The organism is Mycobacterium sp. E1747, assembly GCF_001667775.1.
Classification (GTDB): domain Bacteria; phylum Actinomycetota; class Actinomycetes; order Mycobacteriales; family Mycobacteriaceae; genus Mycobacterium.
The window spans coordinates 1-507 of sequence record NZ_LZJI01000167.1 but is presented as its reverse complement, the minus strand read 5'-3'; the positions used below and the strand labels follow the sequence as shown (position 1 = coordinate 507).

The 507-nt window shown below is 60.9% G+C and carries 1 protein-coding gene; it reads right to left on the bottom strand.

The genetic code is table 11. The features are described 5' to 3' along the window. A partial coding sequence (locus A5695_RS16200) for an aldo/keto reductase (RefSeq protein ID WP_197515512.1) occupies positions 1–507 on the bottom strand: 507 nt, incomplete at both ends.

Here is a 507-nt window from a genome sequence, read left to right as displayed (position 1 = left end):
CGGCAGCATCTCGCGTTCTTCCTCACGGGCGAGCAAGTTGTACTGGTCTTGCATGGTGATGAAGGCGGACCAACCATATTGGCGTTGTAAGTGAAGGGCTTTGGCGAATTCGAAGGCACGCATCGAAGACGCCCCGAGGTAGCGGGCTTTACCAGCCTTCACCACGTCATGTAGTGCTTCGAGGGTCTCTTCGATCGGGGTGTGGATGTCGAGGCGGTGAACCATGTAGATGTCGACGTAGTCGGTGCCCAGCCGGCGCAGGCTGTGGTCGATCTCGGTCAGGATTGCCTTTCGGGACAGTCCGTGTCCGTTGGGGCCTGGGCGCATCGGGGAGCACACCTTGGTGCAGATGACGACTTCGTCGCGGTCGGCGAAGTCTTTGAGGGCGCGACCGAGGATCTCCTCGCTGCTGCCCAGCGAGTATCCGTTGGCGGTGTCGAAGAAGTTGATCCCGGCCTCGAGCGCGTGCTTGATCAGTGTCCGGCTGGCGTCTTCGCCGAGAGACCA